Here is a 747-nt window from a genome sequence, read left to right as displayed (position 1 = left end):
GGTTGTTGTCTTCGTCGGTGGTGAGCGTGGAGCTAATGGTGATGGTTGGCTCATCATTGACGCTATCAACGGTGACATTCACCGTTTTATCAGTGGTGAACCCATTACCATCGGTCAGCGTAATAGTGAAACTGTCACTGCCGTTGAAGTTAGCCTCTGGCGTGTAGACAATGTCCTCGCCTGTGATGGCTATCGCGCCGTGACTTGGGGCGGTTTTCTCGCTCGCTGTCACCGTGTCACCATCCACATCGCTAAAGCTAAAGCTCAAGGTTTGATTATTGTCTTCGTCAGTGGTGAGCGTGGAGCTAATGGTGATCGTTGGCTCATCATTGACGCTATCAACGATGACATTAACGGTTTTGTCGGTGGTGAATCCATTACCATCGGTCAGCGTAATAGTGAAACTGTCACTACCGTTGAAGTTATCGTCTGGCGTATAAACAATGTCCTCGCCACTGATAGCAATCGCCCCGTGACTTGGGGCAGTTTTCTCACTTGCTGTCACCGTGTCACCATCCACATCGCTAAAGCTAAAGCTCAAGGTTTGGTTGTTGTCTTCGTCGGTGGTGAGCGTGGAGCTAATGGTGATGGTTGGCTCATCATTGACGCTATCAACGGTGACATTCACCGTTTTATCAGTGGTGAACCCATTACCATCGGTCAGCGTAATAGTGAAACTGTCACTGCCGTTGAAGTTAGCCTCTGGCGTGTAGACAATGTCCTCGCCTGTGATGGCCCTGTGATGGC

Annotated in this window: 1 protein-coding gene; it reads right to left on the bottom strand. The window is 49.9% G+C overall.

Annotation, left to right across the window (positions count from 1 at the left end):
- The coding region (locus tag L4D74_RS25170; protein WP_428755126.1) for a tandem-95 repeat protein at positions 1-747 on the bottom strand (747 nt) is incomplete at both ends.

Source organism: Vibrio cionasavignyae, assembly GCF_050337155.1.
Classification (GTDB): domain Bacteria; phylum Pseudomonadota; class Gammaproteobacteria; order Enterobacterales; family Vibrionaceae; genus Vibrio; species Vibrio nomapromontoriensis.
Note: the sequence above shows the minus strand (reverse complement) of the source record. Positions and strands in the feature narration are given on the sequence as shown.